Annotated in this window: 12 protein-coding genes; 11 read left to right on the forward strand and 1 reads right to left on the reverse strand. The window is 73.7% G+C overall.

The window, feature by feature from the left end:
- Position 1: 1 nt before the first annotated feature.
- The 5 genes from ABZ815_RS06555 to ABZ815_RS06575 are packed head-to-tail and all read left to right on the forward strand — an operon-like array spanning position 2 to position 6,450.
- Positions 2–1,279, forward strand: a complete 1,278-nt coding sequence (locus ABZ815_RS06555) for an aminotransferase class III-fold pyridoxal phosphate-dependent enzyme (RefSeq protein ID WP_357694709.1) — start codon at positions 2–4, stop codon at positions 1,277–1,279.
- Positions 1,272–2,327, forward strand: coding sequence for a Gfo/Idh/MocA family oxidoreductase (locus ABZ815_RS06560; protein WP_357694711.1), 1,056 nt, complete (start codon positions 1,272–1,274; stop codon positions 2,325–2,327). Before ABZ815_RS06555 ends, ABZ815_RS06560 begins: the two co-directional genes overlap by 8 nt.
- Positions 2,328–2,356: 29 nt before the next feature.
- Entirely contained in the window at positions 2,357–4,168 is a 1,812-nt protein-coding gene (locus tag ABZ815_RS06565) for an ABC transporter ATP-binding protein (RefSeq protein ID WP_357694713.1), read from the forward strand.
- 21 nt (positions 4,169–4,189) lie between these two features.
- Positions 4,190–5,968 carry an ABC transporter ATP-binding protein gene (locus ABZ815_RS06570; protein WP_357694715.1) on the forward strand — a complete coding sequence of 593 codons (1,779 nt, stop codon included), beginning with the start codon at positions 4,190–4,192 and terminating at the stop codon, positions 5,966–5,968.
- A complete protein-coding gene (locus ABZ815_RS06575) occupies positions 5,965–6,450 on the forward strand; it encodes an NUDIX domain-containing protein (RefSeq protein WP_357694717.1) in 486 nt (161 codons plus the stop codon). Before ABZ815_RS06570 ends, ABZ815_RS06575 begins: the two co-directional genes overlap by 4 nt.
- Here the strand turns inward: ABZ815_RS06575 and priA are convergent.
- Positions 6,447–7,184 carry a bifunctional 1-(5-phosphoribosyl)-5-((5-phosphoribosylamino)methylideneamino)imidazole-4-carboxamide isomerase/phosphoribosylanthranilate isomerase PriA gene (gene priA, locus ABZ815_RS06580; RefSeq protein ID WP_357694718.1) on the reverse strand — a complete coding sequence of 246 codons (738 nt, stop codon included), beginning with the start codon at positions 7,182–7,184 and terminating at the stop codon, positions 6,447–6,449. The two genes, ABZ815_RS06575 and priA, sit on opposite strands and share 4 nt — an antisense overlap.
- 183 nt (positions 7,185–7,367) lie before the next feature.
- On the opposite strand from priA, the gene hisG reads away from it, so the two are divergent.
- The 6 genes from hisG to ABZ815_RS06610 all read left to right on the forward strand — a co-directional run bounded on the left by hisG (position 7,368) and on the right by ABZ815_RS06610 (position 14,615).
- Positions 7,368–8,234 carry an ATP phosphoribosyltransferase gene (hisG, locus tag ABZ815_RS06585; RefSeq protein ID WP_357694719.1) on the forward strand — a complete coding sequence of 289 codons (867 nt, stop codon included), beginning with the start codon at positions 7,368–7,370 and terminating at the stop codon, positions 8,232–8,234.
- Positions 8,231–9,037, forward strand: a complete 807-nt coding sequence (locus ABZ815_RS06590) for an HAD hydrolase family protein (protein ID WP_357694721.1) — start codon at positions 8,231–8,233, stop codon at positions 9,035–9,037. The genes hisG and ABZ815_RS06590 overlap by 4 nt, the downstream gene beginning before the upstream one ends.
- 124 nt (positions 9,038–9,161) lie before the next feature.
- The gene (locus tag ABZ815_RS06595; protein WP_357694723.1) at positions 9,162–10,217 is read left to right on the forward strand and encodes a BMP family ABC transporter substrate-binding protein; all 1,056 of its coding nucleotides are present in this window, start codon (positions 9,162–9,164) and stop codon (positions 10,215–10,217) included.
- Positions 10,214–11,305, forward strand: a complete 1,092-nt coding sequence (locus tag ABZ815_RS06600) for an ABC transporter permease (protein WP_357694725.1) — start codon at positions 10,214–10,216, stop codon at positions 11,303–11,305. The genes ABZ815_RS06595 and ABZ815_RS06600 overlap by 4 nt, the downstream gene beginning before the upstream one ends.
- The gene (locus ABZ815_RS06605; RefSeq protein WP_357694727.1) at positions 11,302–12,522 is read left to right on the forward strand and encodes an ABC transporter permease; all 1,221 of its coding nucleotides are present in this window, start codon (positions 11,302–11,304) and stop codon (positions 12,520–12,522) included. The genes ABZ815_RS06600 and ABZ815_RS06605 overlap by 4 nt, the downstream gene beginning before the upstream one ends.
- Entirely contained in the window at positions 12,522–14,615 is a 2,094-nt protein-coding gene (locus ABZ815_RS06610; protein WP_357694729.1) for a N,N-dimethylformamidase beta subunit family domain-containing protein, read from the forward strand. Before ABZ815_RS06605 ends, ABZ815_RS06610 begins: the two co-directional genes overlap by 1 nt.
- The last annotated feature ends 12 nt before the right edge of the window (positions 14,616–14,627 follow it).

Below are 14,627 nucleotides of genomic sequence, written 5' to 3' on the forward strand. Positions count from 1 at the left end.
AATGGGGGGAGGATCGTTGTCGGAATATGAGCGCATAGCTCACTCGAAGATCACGCGAAAGTTCAGGTCGGCGGGGCAGCAGCTCTTGTTCTCGCGGGGGCGGCGGGGCGAGGTGTCCGACGCGAACGGCGTACCGTACATCGATTTCGTCATGGGTTATGGGCCAGTGATAATCGGCCACGCGGACGCCCAGTTCAACGAAATTCTCTGCGGTTATCTCGGCAACGGCGTCATGCTGCCGGGCTACACCACGTTCCACCAGGAATACCTGAACAGGCTGCTCGGCGAGCGGCCCGGCGACCGCGGCGCGTTCTTCAAGACCGCCTCCGAGGCCGTCACCGCCGCCTTCCGGCTGGCCGCGATGCGCACCGGCAGGCTCGGCGTCATCCGCAGCGGCTATGTCGGCTGGCACGACGCCCAGATCGCCGACTCGCTCAAGTGGCACGAGCCGCTGCACTCGCCGCTGCGGGACAAGCTCCGCTACACCGACGCCATGCGCGGCGTCGGCGACTCCGAGCCGGTGGCCAACTGGGTGGACCTGCGCCTCGAATCCCTGGCCGAGCTGCTGGAACGGCACCGCGGCCGGCTGGGCTGCTTCGTCTTCGACGCGTACCTGGCCTCCTTCACCACGGCCGACGTGCTGCGCCAGGCCGTCGCCATGTGCCGCGAGGCCGGCCTGCTCACCGTCTTCGACGAGACCAAGACCGGCGGCCGGATCTCGGCACTCGGCTACGACCACGACAACGCCCTCGGCTCCGACCTGATCGTGATCGGCAAGGCGCTGGCCAACGGCGCCCCGCTGAGCATCCTGGCCGGTGACGCGGACCTGCTCGCGCTGGCCGAGAAGGCCCGGCTGAGCGGCACCTTCTCCAAGGAGATGATCGCCGTCTACGCCGCGCTGGCCACCCGCGACGTCCTGGAGAAGCCCGTCGGAGACTCGCCCGACGGCTGGACGGAGATCGGGCGGATCGGCACGCAGGTGGCCGCCGCCTTCACCGCGGGCGCCGCGGACGCCGGGGTCGAGGCCCTGGTCGGCGCCCGTCCGGTGCTCGGCGGCGGCATGTTCGAGCTGGTCTACCACGACGTGGGGCTGCTGGGCGACAAGGAGCGGCGCGAGTCGCTGCTGGCCGAGCTCGCCGGGGTCGGCATCCTGCTGCTCGAAGGGCACCCGTCCTTCGTGTGCCTGGCCCACCGCGACCTCGACTGGGACGACCTGCGCGACCGGGCGCGGCAGGCGTTCGAGGCGTGGAGCGCGCCCGCGGAGGCCGGCCGTGGCTGACCTCCTCCGGCTCGCCCTGGTCGGCTGTGGCCGTCAGATGCAGCAGAACCTCTTCCCGTTCCTGCAACGCATCCGCGGCCACCAGGTCGTGGCCTGCGTCGACCCCGACCTGTCGCTGGCCGCCGACGTGCAGTCGCTGGCCGGCGGCGCGACCTGCGTCTCGTCGGTGGACGAGCTCGACCTGGAGATGGTGGACGCCGCCGTGCTGGCCGTCCCGCCGGAGCCGTCGTACCTGCTGGTCCGGCAGCTCGCCGAGCGCGGGGTCGACTGCTTCGTCGAGAAGCCGGCCGGGCCGTCCACGCCCTCGCTCCAGGACCTGGAGCACGTGGTGCGGCGCACCGGGCGGCACGTCCAGGTGGGCTTCAACTTCCGCTACGCCGAGACGCTGCAACGGCTGCACGAGTTGAGCGAGGAGATCCGGGCCACGCCGTGCTCGGTGACCATCGACTTCTACAGCCGCCACCCGTCCGCGCCGCAGTGGGGGGTGGACACCACCCTGGAGGCGTGGATCCGGCACAACGGGGTGCACGCCCTCGACCTGGCCCGCTGGTTCGTGCCGTCGCCGGTCGTCCAGGTGGACGCGCACGCCATCGCCAGTGACGCCGACCGGTTCCAGGTCAACCTGTTCCTGCGGCACCACGACGGCTCGCTGTCCACGCTGCGCATGGGCAACCACGTCAAGCGGTTCATGGTGGGCGTCACCGTGCAGGGCATGGACGGCAGCCGGTACAGCGCGCCGTCGCTGGAGCGGGTGACGCTCGAACTGTCCGACGGCGTGCCGTACGGCCAGGAGCTGCACAGCACCCGCAACCTGGACCACGGGTGGGCGCGCAGCGGTTTCGGGCCCGAGCTCCAGGCGTTCGTGGACGTCTGCGCGCAGCGGTCGGCCGAGGCCCGAACGGGCGCACGTCCCGCGGTCAAGGGCGTGCCGTCGGTCTCCGACGCGCTGGCCGCCTCCGCCCTGTGCGACCGGGTGATGGCGGAGCTGAACACGGCCGCGACGAACGGCTTCGGCCTGCTGACCGGCTCCGTCCGGGCCTCGGCCTAGGCGGGGGCCGTTGACGAGAAGGGGGAGGCATGACTGAACGGGCGCGACCGGCCGCGGGCGGGCGGCCGGTCGCGTCGCACGATCAGGCCGACCGGCGGACCGGCCCAGGCACGCGCGAGGGGCGGCCGGTCGCGTCACGGGGGGTGGGCCGGTGGGTGGCCGGTCATCTGGGCCGGCACCGGCTCTCGCTGCTGCTGTTCACCCTGGCGGCCGTGGCGGCGAGCCTGTGCTCCACGCTCGTGCCCGTCCAGATCGGCACGGCGTTCGCCGAGGCCACCGGCCCCCGGCACGACCTCGGCGCGGTCGGGGTGGCGGCGCTGGCGGCCGCGCTGCTGGCGGCCGGCCGGTTCGTCGCCGACCTGCTGTCGAACGGCTCGATGGAGGTCGTCGCCCAGCGCGTCAAACGGGACGTACGCGACGAGCTGTACCGCAGCCTGCTGGCCAAGCGCATGGCCTTCCACGACCAGCAGCGCATCGGCGACATCCTGGCCCGCGCGATCAACGACGCCAGGCTCGTCGACTACATGCTCAGCCCGGGGGCGGCCACCGCCGCCAACGGCGTCCTGGCCCTGCTGGTGCCGATCCTGTTCATCGCCTCGCTGGACCCGCGGCTGCTGCTGGCCCCCGGCGTGCTGGTGCTGGTGTTCGCCTACGCGCTGCGCTACCACCTGCGCCGGCTCTACCCGCTGGTCATGCGCACCCGCGAGACCTTCGCCGACCTCAACGAACGCTTCTCCACCACGCTGTCGGGCATCGCCACCGTCAAGGCCGCCACGCAGGAGGACTTCGAGCGGCGCGCCCTGCGGTCGGCCGCCGCCGCCTACCGGGACGCCTTCGTCCGGCGCGGCCGGGCGCAGGCGGTCTACCTGCCCGCGCTGAGCTTCGCGCTGGCCATGGTGACCGGCTCCCTGCACTCCCTCTACCTCTACTCGCAGGGGGAGCTGGCGCTGTCCCAGGTGGTGACCTACCTCGGCTGGCTACTGCTGTTCGCGCAGCCCGTCACCATGTCCGAGCAGGCTGTGCCGGTGATCCAGGAGGGCTTCGCCGCCGCCGCGCGCATGCGGGAGATCATCGACGGCGCCCCCGGCGAGCGCGAGGACACGCGCGGCACGACGGCGGACGTCGAGGGCTCGATCACCTTCGACCGGGTCTCGCTCCGCCACGAGGGCAGGGACATCCTGCGCGAGGTCTCCTTCCACCTGCCCGCCGGCCGCACCCTGGCCGTCGTCGGCCCCACCGGCAGCGGCAAGAGCATGCTGATCAAACTGGTCAACCGCATGTACGACGCCACCGAGGGCCGCGTGCTGATCGACGGGCGTGACGTGCGCGAGTGGGAGCCGGGCGCGCTGCGCCGCCAGATCGGCCACGTGGACCAGGAGATCTTCCTGTTCTCCAAGAGCGTGCTGGACAACGTCGCCTTCGGCGCGCCGCACGCCGCCGGGTACGAGGACGTCCTGCGCGTCGCCAAGCAGGCGTGCGCGGACGAGTTCGTCCAGGGGATGGCCGACGGCTACGACACCGTGCTCAACGAGGGCGGCACGACGTTGTCCGGCGGGCAGCGGCAACGGCTGGCCATCGCCAGGGCCCTGCTGACCGACCCGCGCATCCTCACCCTCGACGACGCGACCAGCGCGGTGGACGCCCGTACCGAATCGGCCATCACCGAGGCCGTCGAGCGCGCGACGGCGGGCCGCACGACGGTGCTGGTCTCGCACCGCCCCGGCCAGATCCGCCGCGCCGACGTCATCCTGCTGCTGGACGGCGGCCGGGTCGTCGACCAGGGCTCGCACGACGAACTGATGGCGCGCTGCGCGCTCTACCGGGAGATCTACAGTGGATGACGCCCAGGATCGGCGGCGGCCGTGAGCGACCTGTTCGCCGGCCTGCACGCCGACGCCTACGACCGCGTGTACGGCAACCGCCGCCTGCTGGCCCGCATCCTGCGCCAGCTGCGCGCCCACCGCGCCGGCATGATCGGCTCGGCTCTGCTCGTCGCGGGCTCGGTGCTGCTGACCGCCTCGGTGCCGGTGGTCGTCTCCCGCCTGATCGACCAGGCCGGCGGCGGCAGCGGCCCCGGGCTGCTGCTGTGCGTGTTCGTGGTCGCGGCGGCGGTGCTGGCCTGGGCGATGAACTGGGCCCGCCAGGCGATCACCGCCCGGCTGGTCGGCGGCATGGTGTATCAGTTGCAGTGCGAGGCCGCCGACGCCGCGCTCGCCAAGGACGTCGCCTTCTACGACGAGAACTCGGTCGGCAAGGTGCTCAGCCGGGTCACCGGCGACACCGAGGGCTTCGGCTCGGTGCTCACCCTCACCCTGAACCTGATCAGCCAGCTCTTCCTGGTGGTGCTGCTCGGCGGCGTGGTGTTCTGGATCGACCCCGGCCTCGGCCTGGTCATCGTGGCGGCGCTGCCGTTCCTGCTGGGCACGGCCCTGGCCTTCCGCCGGGTGGCCCGTACGGCGGCGGCGGCCACGCGGCGGGTGATGGCCAAGGTCAACGCCAACGTGCACGAGACCATGCTCGGCATCGCGGTCGCCAAGAGCTTCGGCCGCGAGCAGGCCGTCCATGGCGACTTCGACGACGTCAACCGGCTGTCGTACCGCGTCTACGTCCGGCAGGGCCTCATCTACGCGGTCATCCTGCCGGTCCTGACGTTGCTGGCCGGGCTGGCCACGGCGGTCGTGCTGTACCAGGGCGGGCGGTTCGCGGTGTTCGGCAGGCTTTCGGCGGGCGAGTGGTACTTCGCGCTCCAGGCGCTCGGCATGCTCTGGCAGCCGGTCACCCAGGCCGCCTCGTTCTGGAGCCTGTTCCAGCAGGGGCTGGCCGCCGCCGAGCGGGTGTTCGCGCTGATCGACAGTGATCATGCCGTCGTCCAGAGCGGGAACGCGCCGGTGACCGGGCTGACCGGCGCGATCGAGGCCCGCGGCCTGCACTTCCGGTACGGCTCCGGCGCCACCGTGTTCCGCGACTTCGACGTGCGCGTCGCGGCCCGCGAGACGGTGGCGGTCGTCGGGCACACCGGCGGCGGCAAGTCCACGCTGGCCAAGCTGATCGCCCGCGCCTACGACTTCCAGGGCGGCGAACTGCTGGTCGACGGCCGGGACATCCGCGGCCTCGACCTGCGGGCCTACCGGCGGCGGGTGGGGGTCGTCCCGCAGCACCCGTTCATCTTCGCCGGCACGCTCGCCGAGAACATCGCCTACGGCCGCCCCGGCGCCGGCCGCGACGACGTCGTACGGGCCGTCGAGCGGATCGGCCACCGCGTGTGGGACCGCAGCATGCCGATGTCCCTGGACGACCGCCTGGCCGCGGGCGGTCAGGGCGTGTCGGTCGGGCAGCGGCAGCTCATCGCCCTGGCCCGCATGTTCGTCCGCGAACCGGACATCCTGCTGCTGGACGAGCCGACCGCCAGCGTCGACCCGCTGACCGAACGCGGCATCCAGGACGCCCTGTCGCGGCTGTGCGCCGACCGCACGGTCCTGGTGATCGCCCACCGGTTGTCCACCATCCGGCGCGCCGACCGCGTTCTGGTGCTGCACGGCGGGAGGATCGCCGAGCAGGGCCGGTTCGACGAGCTGCTGCGCCGCGACGGCCCGTTCGCCGCGCTCTACGCCACCTACTACGCCCACCAGGAGACCGCATGACCTGCGCACCCCATCCGCCGGAGTTCGAGCCGATCCAGCGGGAGGCGTCCGCGGCCGGCGTGCGCTGCGTGGTGGGCGCGGTGCTGGTCAACCCTGGCGGCGAGGTGTTCCTGCAGCGGCGGGCGGCCCACGTGCGGCTCTTCCCCGGCTGCTGGGACATCGTCGGCGGGCACGTCGAGCAGGACGAGACGTTGTGCGCGGCGCTGGCCAGGGAGATCGAGGAGGAGACCGGCTGGCGGCTGCTGCGGGTGGGCGGCCTGGTGGACGTCTTCGACTGGACCGGCGGCGACGGCGGCCTCCGACGCGAGATCGACGTGCTGGCCACGGTCGAGGGCGACCTGACCCGGCCCCGGATCGAACAGGACAAGTTCGAGGAGTCCCGCTGGCTGGACGGCGACGCCCTGCGCCGCCTGGCCGCCGATTCCCCCGGCTCCGGCATGGTCGAGCTGGCCCTGCGCGCGCTGGCCATGCGGCCGGGTTAGGGCTCCGGCTTGCGTACCGCGTCCAGGGCCTGGCGCAGGGTGAACCTGCCGGCGTACAGCGCCTTGCCGACCACCGCGCCCTCGACGCCCAGCGAGGTCAGGGAGGAGATGGCGCGCAGGTCGTCCAGGCAGGAGATGCCGCCGGAGGCCACGACGGGGCTGCCGGTGGCGGCGCACACCTTGCGCAGCAGGTCGAGGTTGGGGCCGCCGAGCGTGCCGTCCCTGGCGATGTCGGTGACGACGTACCGGGCGCAGCCGGCGGCGTCCAGGCGGGCCAGGGTCTCGTACAACTCGCCGGCGTCGCGGGTCCAGCCGTGGCTGCGTACGGTGGTGCCCCAGACGTCCAGCTCGACGGCGACCCGGTCGCCGTGCCGGGCGATGACCTCGGCCACCCACGCCGGACGTTCCAGCGCGCCCGTGCCGAGCACCACCCGGCCGCAGCCGGTCGCCAGCGCGGCGGCCAGGCCCGCGTCGTCGCGCACGCCGCCGCACAGCTCGACCGGGATGTCCAGGGCGCCGACGACCTCGGCGAGGCGGGCCCGGTTGGAGCCGGTGCCGAAGGCGGCGTCGAGGTCCACCAGGTGCACCCAGTCGGCGCCCGCGTCCTGCCAGGCCAGCGCCGCGTCGAGCGGGTCGCCGTACCAGGTCTCGGATCCGGACTCGCCGCGCACCAGGCGGACGGCCCGGCCGCCGCGCACGTCGACGGCGGGCAGGAGGGTCAGGCATGTGGACACTCGTCGTTTCCTCTCCCGTGTACCCCCCTTTTCCATCATCGCCAACAATGGTCAGAAATCGAAGTCAACCTTCGGCCACCACCATGGTTCACTTGCCGCCGCCCGGCCGGACGGGGACGCTTGCCGGTGCGCGCCGCACGCCCAGTCGCCGGGGGCCGGTCCCCCTGTTCCGAGGAGGACTGCATGGTCTCGCTCGCGCTGCCCAAGGGCACGTTCCTGGAGCGTCCCGTCCTCGACCTCTTCGCCGCCGCCGGGCTGGAGGTGCGCCGCCCGTCCGAGCGCGGCTACCGGGCCGCCATCGCCTACGACGGCGGGGTCGAGGTGGTCTTCCACAAACCGCGGGAGATCCCGCTCGCCGTGGAGAGAGGCGTCTTCGACTTCGGCGTGACCGGCACCGACTGGATCGAGGAGACCGGCGCGAAGGTCGAGCTCGTCGAGGTGAGCGGGTGCGTGCCCCCCTGGCGGCTCGTGCTCGCCGTCCCCGACGGGCATCCCGCCGTGGACGCCGCCGGCCTGCCGGCCGGGGCCCGGATCGCCACCGAGTACCCGAAGATCGTCAGGCAGTTCTTCCAGAGCGTGCCGCTGCCCGTACGGATCGTCCCGTCCTTCGGGGCCACGGAGGCCAAGGTCCCCGAGCTGGCCGACGCCGTCGTCGAGGCCGACGGGCCCGGCTCCGCCCTCGACGACCACGACCTGCGGGTCATCGCCACGTTACGAACGTGCTCCCCGCACCTCGTCGCGAGCCCGGCCGCCTGGCGGGACGCCGGCAGACGCGCCGCCATCCAGCGGATCGCCCGGCTGCTCACCTCGGTGGACGGGGGAGCGGCGCACGTGCTGCTGACCGTGCGCACCTCCCCGCGCGACCTGCCGCGCGTGGCCGGGTCGATGCCGGAGCGGTCCTGGCGGGCCGGCACCGGCCTGACCGAGGGCCTGGTGGTCGTGCAGGGGCTGGCCGCCCGGCGCGGCCTGGCCGAGACCATCGGCGGCCTCCTGGCCGCCGGGGCGCTCGACGTCATCGGGTCGGGCGTCGGGAAGGACGTCACCACGTGAGCCGGCGGATGATCGTGTGCGACCTCGACGGGACGCTCCTGGACTCCAGCGGCCAGGTCTCGGAGCGCACCAGGACGGCCGTGCGCCGCGCCCGCGCCGCCGGGCACGTGTTCGTCATCGCGACCGCCCGGCCGGTGCGCGACACCCGTCCGGTGGCCGCGGCCCTGGACCACGCGGCCGTCGCCGTCTGCGGGAACGGCTCGATCACCTTCGACTTCGGCAGCGAGGAGGTGGTCGACTTCCGCCCGCTGGACCGGCAGCCGCTCGCCGCGGCGCTGTCGGTGCTGCGCGACCGCTTCCCCGGCGTGCGCCTGGGCGCCGAGTGCCGCCTTGAGCTGCTGCTGGAGGACGCCTTCCACCTGCCCGAGCCGCTGGCCCGCGACGCCCGGCGCGTCCCCCGCCTGGAGGGCGAGATCGGCCGGCACGACGTCGGCAAGCTCATGGTCCAGCTCGAAGGGGCCGCCCGCCAGTACTACGAGACCGTGCGCGGCCTCCTGACCGGCTGCGAGGTCACCATCTCGGCGGACGTGTTCTGCGAGGTGATGCGGGCCGGCGTCACCAAGGCGGCGGCCCTGAAGTCGATGGCGGCCCGGCTCGGCCTCGGCAGCGCCGACGTGATCGCCTTCGGCGACATGCCGAACGACCTCCCCATGCTGACCTGGGCCGGAACCGCGGTGGCGGTCGCCAACGCCCACCCCGCCGTGCTCGGCGCGGTCGGCGAGGTGACCTTCTCCAACGACGACGACGGGGTGGCCGCGTGGCTGGAAAGGCACGCCATGGCCGATTTCTCAGAGAAGTATTGACGCTTGTCTGACGAGTATTCATGATGGGCGCTGGAGCCGGGAACGCACCGGCCAGGATCGGCCTGCGGAGGCAGGCCGCCAGGGCCCGCGCCAGGCGCGGGCGTCCCGTCTGAGAGGTGCCCCAGTGCCCCGATTAGCCGCTGCCCCTGTGCTCGTCCGCGTCCTCGCCCTCTGCGCGGCGCTGTGCTCGCTCGCCGCCTGCACCGCCGTCGACTCCGCCGGCGGCCCCGCCGCCGGGACGAAGGGCGCCACCTCGGTCGGCGTCGCCTTCAGCCGCGGCGGACGCGGAGACAGGTCCTTCAACGACTCGGTGGGGGCCGGCGTCGACCGCGCGAAGGCCGAGCTGGGCGTCACCGCCAAGGAGCTCAGCCCCAACGCCGCCGGGTCCGACCTGGAGGAGATCCTGCGGCTGCTGGCCCAGACCGGCCACAACCCGGTGCTGGCCGTCGGCTTCTTCTACGCCCAGCCGCTGGCTAAGGTCGCCCCCGCCTTCCCCCGCACCCAGTTCGTCATCATCGACGACGCCACCGTGAAGCTGCCCAACGTCACCAACGTGGTGTTCCGCGAGGAGCAGGCCAGCTACCTGGTCGGTGCGGCGGCCGCGCTCAAGTCCGCCACCGGGAGGATCGGCTTCGTCGGCGGGGTGCAGACGCCGCCGCAGGAGAAGTTCCTCGCCGGGTACGAGGCCGGCGCCCGCGCGGTGAAACCCGCGATCCAGCTCTCCAGCGTGTTCATGTCCCAGCCGCCCGACTTCAGCGGCTTCTCCGCGCCCGACAAGGCCCAGGAGGCGGCCCGCGGCATGTACGACGGCGGCGCCGACGTCGTCTACCACGCCGCCGGCGCGTCCGGGCTCGGCGTCTTCCAGGCGGCCAAGGCGGCCGGCAAGTGGGCGATCGGCGTCGACGTCGACCAGCGGAAGACGGTCGATCCGGGGCTCGCCGGGGTGATCCTCACCAGCGCCACCAAGCAGCTCGACGTCGCGGTGCTGAGCATCGTCCGGGACGCGGCGGCGGGCCGGCCGATCGCCGGGGTGCGCGAGTTCGGGCTCAAGGAGGGCGGCGTCGGCTACGCCACCAGCGGCGGCGAGCTCACCGACATCCAGCCGCGGCTGGAGGAGCTGCGCAAGCAGATCGTCTCGGGCCAGATCAAGGTGCCCGTCAGGCCGGCGGAGAGCCGGTGAGCCGGGCGCGGGCGGCGGGCCGGGAGGCGGTGGGCGTGCTCGCCGTGCCGGCGCTCGCGCTGCTGATCGCGCTCACGGTCGCCACCGCGCTGCTGGCCGCGGTGGGGGCCGCGCCGGGGCGGACGTACCTGACGATGCTGGAGTTCGGGGTCCGGCCGGACTCGCTCGTCTCGGCGGTGAACCGGGCGGCCGTCTACTTCTTCGCCGCCCTCGCCGTGGCCGTCACCTTCCGGATGAAGCTGTTCAACATCGGGGTCGAGGGCCAGTACCACGTGGCCGCGCTGTTCGCGGCGGTCGCCGGGACGGCCGTGCGGCTGCCGGGCCCGCTGCACCTGGCGTTCGTCTGCCTGGTCGCCGTGCTGGCCGGGGCCCTGTGGGCGGGGATCGCCGCGGTGCTCAAGGTGTGGCGCGGCGTCTCCGAGGTGCTGTCCACGCTGCTGCTGAACTACGTCGCCACCGCCGTCGTCGCCTACCTGCTGGCCGAGGTCTTCGCCGCCGGCAGCACCTCCGGTTCGACGCCGGAGCTGCCGCCGTCGGCCCGGCTGCCCCAGCTCACGCTGCCCTCGGGCGACCAGCTCGGCTCGGCCGCGCTCGCCGCGGTCGTGCTGGGGGTGGCCGTGCACCTGATGCTCACCCGCACCCGCTACGGCTACGAGCTGAAGGCCGGCGGCCTGAACCCGGTGGCGGCGCGCGTCCAGGGCATCGACCCGCGCCGGATGATCCTGGTGACGATGTTGTTGTCCGGCGGCCTGGCGGGCCTGGCCGGGCTGCCCGACCTGCTGGGCCAGACCTACCGGTACGGCATGGACTTCCCCTCCGGCGCGGGCTTCACCGGGATCGCCGTGGCCCTGCTCGGCCGCAACACGCCGGCGGGCATCGCGCTGGCCGCCCTGCTCTTCGGGTTCCTGGAACGGTCGGCGCTGATCCTCGACATCGAGGGCATCCCCAAGGAGATCGTCACGATCATGCAGGGCGTCATCGTGCTCAGCGTCGTGGTCGCCTACGAGGTGGCGCGGCGCGTGGAACGCAGACGCGCCGAGCGGCTCGTACGGGAGCAGGCCTCCCCGGCGCTGGAGCCGTCCGCGTGAGCACGGCACGGTACCGGTGGTGGCGGGCCGCGCTCGTCCTGCTGCTGGCGATGTCGGCGGTCAGGGTGTTCACCGGCGCCGACGAGCTCACCGGGTCGGGCGTCATGGGGGCGGCGCTGCGGCTGGCGGTCCCCATCGGGCTCGCCGGGCTCAGCGGCCTGTGGAGCGAGCGCGCGGGCGTCGCCAACCTCGGCATCGAGGGCATGATGATCATCGGGACGGTCTGCGGCGCCTGGGCCGGGTACGCGTACGGCGTCTGGGCCGGGGTGCTGGCCGGCACGCTCGGCGGGGTCGCCGCGGGGCTGCTGCACGCGGTCGTCACCGTGACGTTCGGGGTCGACCAGGTCGTCTGCGGCATCGCGATCAACATCCTGGCCGTGGGCGTGGCCCGGTTCATGTCGGTCATCGCCTTCAGCGGCCTGCCGGGGGCGGGGGCCACCCAGTCGCCGCCGGTGCGCGGGTCGATCGGCACGGTGAGCGTGCCCGTCCTGGCGGGCGGCGGGGGCTCGCCCGATCTCCTGGGCGGGCTGGAGCGCGGCCGGTTCTTCCTGGTGTCCGACCTCGCCGGGATCGTGCGGGGGTTCCTGCACGAGGTCTCGCTGCTGACCGTGGTCGCCGTCGCGCTGGTCCCGCTGAGTTTCGTGCTGCTCTGGCGGACCGCGTTCGGGCTGCGGCTGCGTTCGGCGGGCGAGCATCCCGCGGCGGCGGACTCGCTCGGCGTCCCGGTGCTGCGGATGCGGTACTACGGCGTGCTGGTCTCCGGCGGGCTGGCCGGGCTCGGCGGGGCCTACCTGGTCACCGTCTCCTCGACCGTCTACCGTGAGGGCCAGACCGGCGGCCGGGGCTTCATCGGGCTGGCCGCCATGATCTTCGGCAACTGGCGCCCGACCGGCACGGCGGCGGGGGCCCTGCTGTTCGGCTACGCCGACGCGCTGCAACTGCGCCAGGCGAGCGCGGTGCACGTGCTGCTGCTCCTCGGGGCCGTGCTGGCCTGGGTCGCGGCGATCGTGCTCGTCCGCACGCGGCTGCGCCCGGCCGCGACACTGGCGCTGCTCGGCGCCGCCGCCTTCGCGCTCTTCCAGGGCACCGACTCGGTCCCCACCCAGCTCGTGTACGCCACGCCGTACCTCACCACGCTCCTGGTGCTGGTCACGGTCGCCCAACGGCTCCGCATGCCGGCCTACGTCGGCATCCCCTACCGGCGAGGAGACGCGTGATGGCCATCGACCGGGAGCCTCGCCTGATGGGGTACGCCGACCGCTGGTCGGCCGCCCCCGGCGAGCGGCTGACCGTACACGCCTCGGGTCCGTCCGGGGAGGCGGACGTCGCCCTCGTGGACCTCGTGCGGGAGGGCGACCTGACCCCGGCCGTGCCCGTGACGATCGAGCCCCGGCCGCTGCGGCCCGGCTCCCGGCTGGAGGCGGCCTCGGTGCCGACGCCTCCCCGGGGCGGCCTGGCCCTGTGGATCCGTCCCAAGCGGCTCGGGGCGCGCCAGGTCGTGGCCCGTCTGGGCGCCTCCGGCTGGCGGCTGCTGCTGGCGCTCGACGAGGAGGGCCGGCCGGAGGCGACCGTGCTGACGCCCTCCGGGAGCATGGGCTGCCGCCTGCGCGCGGCCGTCCCGGCGGGGGAGTGGTCGCTGCTGGCCGTGGCGTGGGACGCGGCGCCGCTGATGACCGTCCTGCACCTGAACGACTTCCGCACCCCGGGCGTGAGCGCCGGCCGGGCCCGCCTGCCGCTGCCGTCCACGTCCGGCGAGCTGCGGATCGGGGCCGGCGACGAGCACCCGTACGCGGGCCGGATCGCCCTCCCGATGGTGACGGACGGCCTGCTCACCACCCCGGGACACGCCCCGCTGCGCGACCTGGCCACCGCTCCCGAGCTGGTCAAACACCTCGGCCCCGACCTGCTGGCCCTCTGGGACCCCTCCGCCGGGCCCGGCGCCCCCGTCGTCCCGGACGTCAGCGGGAACGGGCGCCACGCGAACGCCGTCAACCGGCCGCTCGCCGGGCTGATCGGGCCGGGAGGCGTCGCCCGCACCGCGCTTCAGGTCAGCCCGGAGGACCTCGACGACGCCCGCTGGCCGGTGACGTGCGAGCTGACCGTCCCCGAGGACGCCGGCTCCACCGTGCTCGGCGTGCGCCTGCGCACCCGGGGCCAGTCGTGCGTCCTCCCCGTGGTGGTGCGCCCGGACGGGACGCGCAGGAGCCCGGTCGCGGTCGTCCTGCCCACGTTCACCTACCTCGCCTACGCCAACCACCGGCAGTCCAGCGAGGCCGAGTACTTCGGGGACTACAGGCGGGTCACCGACCGCGTGATCACGCTCTCCCCGGTGGACGCCTACCTCAACGAGCACCGCGAGCTCGGCCTGTCCCTGTACGACCAGCGGAGAGAGGGCGGCCACGTCACCCACTCCTCCAGGCTCCGCCCGGTGCTCAACCTCACCCCCGGCTACCGCTGGTGGATGACCGGCGCGCCACGCCACTTCGCCGCCGACCTGCTGCTGCTGCGCTGGCTGCGTTCGGCGGGGTTCGCCTTCGACGTGCTGGCCGACGAGGACGTGCACGAAGGCGGCGCCGACCTGCTGTCCGCCTACCGCGTCGTCCTGACCGGCAGCCACCCCGAGTACGTCACCGCCCCCGGCCGCGCGGCCTTCGGCGCGTACGTGTCGGGCGGCGGCCGGCTCATGTACCTGGGCGGCAACGGGTTCTACTGGGTGACCGGCGTCGATCCCCGTCACCCGCACGCCATCGAGGTCCGCCGCGGCCACGTCGGCGACTGGTGGGACGACGAGCCCGGCGAGGACGTGCTGACCTCCACCGGCGAGCCCGGCGGCCTCTGGCGGCACCGCGGCCTCGCGCCGCAGGAGCTGCTCGGCGTCGGCTTCGCCGCCCAGGGGTGGGGGCCCGCACCCGGGTACACCCGGCTGCCCGACAGCCACCGGGAGGAGGCGTCCTGGGTCTTCGAGGGCGTCGGGACCGACCCGGTTGGCTGCTGCGGGCTCGCGCTCGGCGGGGCGGCCGGGGACGAGATCGACCGGGCCGCGCCCGAGCTCGGCACCCCACCGGACACCCTGCTGCTCGCGACCTCCGCGGGCGGCCACAGCCACCACTACCGGCCCCCTACCGAGGAGGCCGGAACCGGCGCGGAGACCGTACGCGCCGACATGACCCTGCGACGGCTCGGATCAGGCGGCGCGGTCTTCGCCGCCGGATCCGTCAACTGGGTGACCAGTCTCGCCTGCTGTGACGGTGACATCAGGCGAATCACCCGCAACGTCCTGTCCCGATTCCTGCTCTCCCGCAGCTTGTGAGTGAGGAGTGAC

The sequence above is a fragment of the Nonomuraea sp. NPDC047529 genome, assembly GCF_040642995.1.
In the GTDB taxonomy this organism is placed as follows: Bacteria; Actinomycetota; Actinomycetes; order Streptosporangiales; family Streptosporangiaceae; genus Nonomuraea.